4 protein-coding genes are annotated in these 5021 nt (G+C 67.9%); all 4 read right to left on the minus strand.

The features are described 5' to 3' along the window. Positions 1–87 precede the first annotated feature (87 nt). The 4 genes from ACFXOZ_RS40905 to coxB all read right to left on the minus strand — a co-directional run bounded on the left by ACFXOZ_RS40905 (position 88) and on the right by coxB (position 4572). Positions 88–1344 (minus strand): Ig-like domain-containing protein, encoded by a 1257-nt coding sequence (locus tag ACFXOZ_RS40905; RefSeq protein ID WP_375893314.1) that lies wholly within the window; start codon positions 1342–1344, stop codon positions 88–90. A 179-nt stretch (positions 1345–1523) separates the two neighbouring features. Further along, a complete protein-coding gene (locus ACFXOZ_RS40910) occupies positions 1524–1946 on the minus strand; it encodes a cytochrome c oxidase subunit 4 (RefSeq protein WP_375893315.1) in 423 nt (140 codons plus the stop codon). Continuing rightward, a complete protein-coding gene (gene ctaD, locus ACFXOZ_RS40915) occupies positions 1946–3721 on the minus strand; it encodes a cytochrome c oxidase subunit I (RefSeq protein WP_375893317.1) in 1776 nt (591 codons plus the stop codon). Before ctaD ends, ACFXOZ_RS40910 begins: the two co-directional genes overlap by 1 nt. Further along, positions 3718–4572: a cytochrome c oxidase subunit II gene (gene coxB / locus ACFXOZ_RS40920; protein WP_375893319.1), complete on the minus strand. Its 855-nt coding sequence runs from the start codon at positions 4570–4572 to the stop codon at positions 3718–3720. Before coxB ends, ctaD begins: the two co-directional genes overlap by 4 nt. Between the last annotated feature and the right edge of the window lie 449 nt (positions 4573–5021).

Genomic DNA, 5021 nt, shown 5'->3' on the forward strand with positions numbered 1-5021 from the left:
TCGTACTGGACGTACTTGGGCGATTCGGGCGTGCGTCCAGGCGGGATGCCCGGCGTCGCGCGCCTGGCAAGATCCGCCGGACAGGCCCTAGACCTCGGGCCGCATCATCCCCGCGGCGGGGGCCTGGCCGGGCGGGACGGTGGTGCTGAGGGGCTGTCCGAGGGCGCTGTGCTTGACCCAGTCCGTCCAGTCGATGTTCCAGTCCCCGAAGCCGTTGCCGAAGGGCTCCATGGTGGCGCCGCGGCTGTTCACCACCGTCACCAGGTCCCCCACCCGGGTGTTGTCGTAGAACCACTCGGCGTTGTCGGTGCTCATCCCGGTACAGCCGTGGCTGACGTTCTCGTAGCCCTGGGAGCCGACCGACCAGGGCGCCGCGTGGACGTACTCGCCGCTCCAGGTCACCCGGGTGGCCCACTTCACGTCCAGGTCGTAGGACTCGGAGCTGCCGGCCGCTATGCCGATCGTCTCGCCGCTCATCCGGACGGAACGCTCCTGGCCGAGTACCACCTTGATGCCGTTGCGGGTGTCGAAGCCGGGCTTGCCGGTGGTGACCGGGATGGTCCGGACCGTCACGCCGTCACGCTTGAGGGTGAGCTCGTGGGCGGCCGCGTCGATCACCGACTCGACCCGCGCGCCGATCCGCAGCTTCAGCGCGCTGCGGTCGCCGCCGTAGAGGCCGTCCGAGATCCGGCTGCCGGTGCCGTCGAAGGCCAGCGAGACGGTCGTACCGGTCGGCCAGTAGTCCTCCGGGCGGAAGTGCAGGTTCTTGTCGTCCACCCAGTACCAGGCGCCGGTGACGGCGGGCTGGGAGGTCACGGTCAGCGCCCGTTCGACCTCCTGGCGGGCCTGGGGGTCCTTCACCGCCTCGGAGAGCTGCGCGGTGAGCGGCTGGCCCACCCCGTAGACGCCGCTGCCCGAGGAGTCCGGGCCGAGCTTGGCGGTGAGCAGGCGCTGGGCGGCCAGGGTGGAGAAGTTCTGGGTGGTGTCGCCGCGCCCGTTCCGGCCGTCGTCGGCGGAGATCCGGACGGCGTACGCGGTGTTCGCCCGCAGCCGGCCGGTGGTCTGCCAGCTGTGCTGGTCGTCGGCGAGCTTGCCGGCCACCACCCGGCCGTCCGGGTCGACCACGGTGACGTCGGTGAGCCGGCTGCCCGCCACCGCGGTGACGGTGACCGGCTTGGAGGGGTCGACCTTGCCCTCGGCCGAGAGGTGGACGAGCGGTCCCGCGTCGATCCGGTGCGGCCCGACGGCCTCGTCCCGGCCGGACGAGCAGGCGGCCAGCGGGGCCAGCACTGCGAGCGCCAGCGAGATGCTGCCGATGCCTGCGATTGTGCGCCTGTCGGCCATGACCGCCTCCGAGGGGTTCGCACGATTCGTACGATTGATCAGATCGTAGGAACGCCCTGGGGCGAGCGACATCCGAGCGACCCTCCGTTCACCCGGGTGAGTGAGGCGGTCACCCCCGGGACGCAGCAGGGCCGGTCCTCCCGTTACGGGAGGACCGGCCCTGTCGCCGGAGGCGGAACCTACTGGTTCTGGTTCTCGCCCCGGTAGAACTCGAAGACCCATCCGAAGATGCCGATCAGGATGATCGGGGCGGCCCAGAACATCAGCCACCAGCCGAAGATCACGCCCATGAACGCGAGCGCGCCACCGAGCGCCAGCGAGAGCGGCTGCCAGCTGTGCGGGGCGAAGAAGCCCAGCTCGCCGGCGTCGTCCGCCACCTCGGCCTCGGGGTTGTCACCCGCGCCGCTGTCCACCCGACGGGCGGTGAAGGCGAGGTAGTAGCCGATGAAGGCGCAGAGCGCGAAGGCCAGGAACAGCGCGGTGGTGCCGGCGGCCTCCAGGCCCGGGCCGTCCTTCGCGTTGCTGGTCCACAGGCCGTACGTGATGGCCATCGCCAGCACGAAGACCGACAGGCCCAGGAAGATCTTTCCCTGTTCCTTCATCAGGCGTCACCCTCCTGCTTGCCCTTGCCCAGCTTCGGGGCGTCGTACTTCGCCGGGGTCACACCCGCGAGGTGCTTGGCCGGCTCGCCGTGGTTCTCCAGGTAGTCCAGCGCGGCGATCTCCGGGTGGTGGAGGTCGAAGGCCGGGGATTCGGAGCGGATCCGGGGCAGGGTGAGGAAGTTGTGCCGCGGCGGCGGGCAGGAGGTCGCCCACTCCAGGGAGCGGCCGAAGCCCCACGGGTCGTCCGCGGTGACCTTCTCGCCGTACTTGGCGGTCTTCCAGACGTTGTAGAGGAACGGCAGGATCGACAGGCCGAGCACGAAGGAGCCGATGGTCGAGACGGTGTTCAGGGTGGTGAACCCGTCCGAGGCCAGGTAGTCGGCGTAACGGCGGGGCATGCCCTCGGCGCCCAGCCAGTGCTGCACCAGGAAGGTGGTGTGGAAGCCGAAGAACAGCGTCCAGAAGGTGATCTTGCCGAGGCGCTCGTCCAGCATCTTGCCGGTCATCTTCGGCCACCAGAAGTGGAAGCCGGCGAACATCGCGAAGACGACGGTGCCGAAGACCACGTAGTGGAAGTGGGCGACGACGAAGTACGAGTCCGAGACGTGGAAGTCGATCGGCGGCGAGGCCAGCAGGACACCGGTCAGACCACCGAAGAGGAAGGTGACCAGGAAGCCGACCGTCCAGAGCATCGGCGTCTCGAAGCTCAGCGAGCCCTTCCACATGGTGCCGACCCAGTTGAAGAACTTCACACCGGTCGGGACCGCGATCAGGAAGGTCATGAAGGAGAAGAACGGCAGCAGCACCTGCCCGGTGACGTACATGTGGTGCGCCCACACCGTCACGGACAGACCGGCGATCGCGATGGTGGCCGCGATCAGGCCGGAGTAGCCGAACATCGGCTTGCGGCTGAAGACCGGGATGATCTCCGACACGATGCCGAAGAACGGCAGCGCGATGATGTACACCTCGGGGTGGCCGAAGAACCAGAACAGGTGCTGCCACAGCATCGCCCCGCCGTTGGCGGGATCGAAGACGTGGGCCCCGAACTTGCGGTCCGCCTCCAGGGCGAACAGCGCGGCGGCCAGCACCGGGAAGGCCAGCAGGACCAGCACCGAGGTCAGCAGGACGTTCCAGACGAAGATCGACATCCGGAACATCGTCATGCCCGGAGCGCGCATGCAGATGATCGTGGTGATGAAGTTGACCGCACCGAGGATCGTGCCGAAGCCGGAGAAGGCCAGACCCATGATCCACATGTCGCCGCCGACGCCGGGCGAGTGCACCGCGTCCGACAGCGGGGAGTAGGCGAACCAGCCGAAGTCGGCGGCGCCGTTCGGGGTCACGAAGCCCGCCACCGCGATGGTCGAACCGAAGAGGTACAGCCAGTACGCGAACATGTTCAGACGCGGGAACGCCACGTCCGGGGCGCCGATCTGGAGCGGCATGATCCAGTTCGAGAAGCCCGCGAACAGCGGCGTCGCGAACATCAGCAGCATGATCGTGCCGTGCATCGTGAACGCCTGGTTGAACTGCTCGTTCGACAGGATCTGGGTCCCGGGACGAGCCAGCTCGGCGCGCATGACCAGGGCGAGGATGCCACCGATCAGGAAGAAGGCGAACGACGTGCCCAGGTACAGGGTGCCGATCGTCTTGTGGTCAGTGGTGGTCAACCACTTGATGATGGTCGAACCCGGCTTGCGGGTCCGCTGCGCCCCGACCGTGACGGCCTCGGCGCCCCCGCCGGCCGCGGCGGGCTCGTTGAGGATGGTCACTTCTCTTCACTTCCCATGCTGATGAGGCCGGAAGGCACCGCACCGTTCTGGCCCTTGGCGCGGAGCTCAGCCAGGTGCTTGTCGTAGTCGGCACGGTCGACGACCTTGACGTTGAACAGCATGCGCGAGTGGTCGTAACCACAGAGTTCGGCGCACTTGCCCATGTAGTCACCCTTGACGGTCGGGGTGACCTCGAACTTGTTCACCACGCCCGGTACGACGTCCATCTTCATCATGAAGTTGACGGGCCAGAAGTCGTGGATGACGTCCCGAGAGGTGAGCCGGAACTGCACCGTCTCGTTGACCGGCAGCCAGAGCGTCGGGACCACCTTGGGCGTACCGACTTCGTACGCGGCGTCCTTGTTGGCCGGGTCGGGGGTCTCGGTGTTCTCGTAGTTGAACGCCCAGCTCCACTGGAAACCGACCACGTTGACGTAGTGCTGCGGCTTCGCGGAGACATGCGTCAGCTTCGACTCGTCGCGGGCGACGAAGTAGAAGAGGACCGAGACGATGATGATGGGGACCGCGGTGTAGAGCGCCTCGATGGGCACGTTGTACCGGGTCTGCGGGGGGATCTCCACGCCGGTGCGCTTGCGCCGGTGGAAGATCACGCTCCAGATGATCAGACCCCACATCAGTACGCCGACCACCAGCGCCGCGATCCAGGAGCCCTGCCACATCTGGAGGACCATGGGTCCTTCCTTCGTGACCGGACTCGGGAGGCCAAGCCTGGGGAGGTCGTTGGCCGAGCAGCCGGTGGCGGTCGCGATGACGAGGCCCAGTGCCAGCGCCTGAGGCAGCTTCCGCCGCATCGTGCGCCGCGGCGAGCGGTCGGAGCCGTTGGGACTCACGTAGCGCCTTCCCGAAGTCTCGCCCGCCTTCGCGTCGCACCGGGAGGGGAGTGTGAGCCCCTCCGGCGACCCGTCCACGGGCACGGTTTGAATGCTTATGCGGGCCAAACCCTACTCCAGCCTTATGCGCTCCTGACGGGCAGCCCCCGGTAACGCGCCGCCCGGTCGCCCGATCAGGCCCGGCAGGCGCTGCGCTGCAGGTCATCCCAGGCATTCGAGGCCCGTACGCCCGATCGGGGGACGCCAGGAGGCCAGCTGGAAGAGTGGCCCTCTTACCAGCCCAAAGCCGGACATCCACGGCACTTGACTGACTGTCCGCCATGTCGGCGTCGCACGTCCCCACCGCACAGACGGCTGTGGCGCCAGGGCAACCCGTTCGGGTAGCCGGAGGCCCCCCCCGCACACCCCCAACAGGTCACACGCCCCCCCAAAGGGTGGCCGGGCTGGTT

The sequence above is a fragment of the Kitasatospora sp. NPDC059160 genome, assembly GCF_042755465.1.
Classification (GTDB): Bacteria; Actinomycetota; Actinomycetes; order Streptomycetales; family Streptomycetaceae; genus Kitasatospora.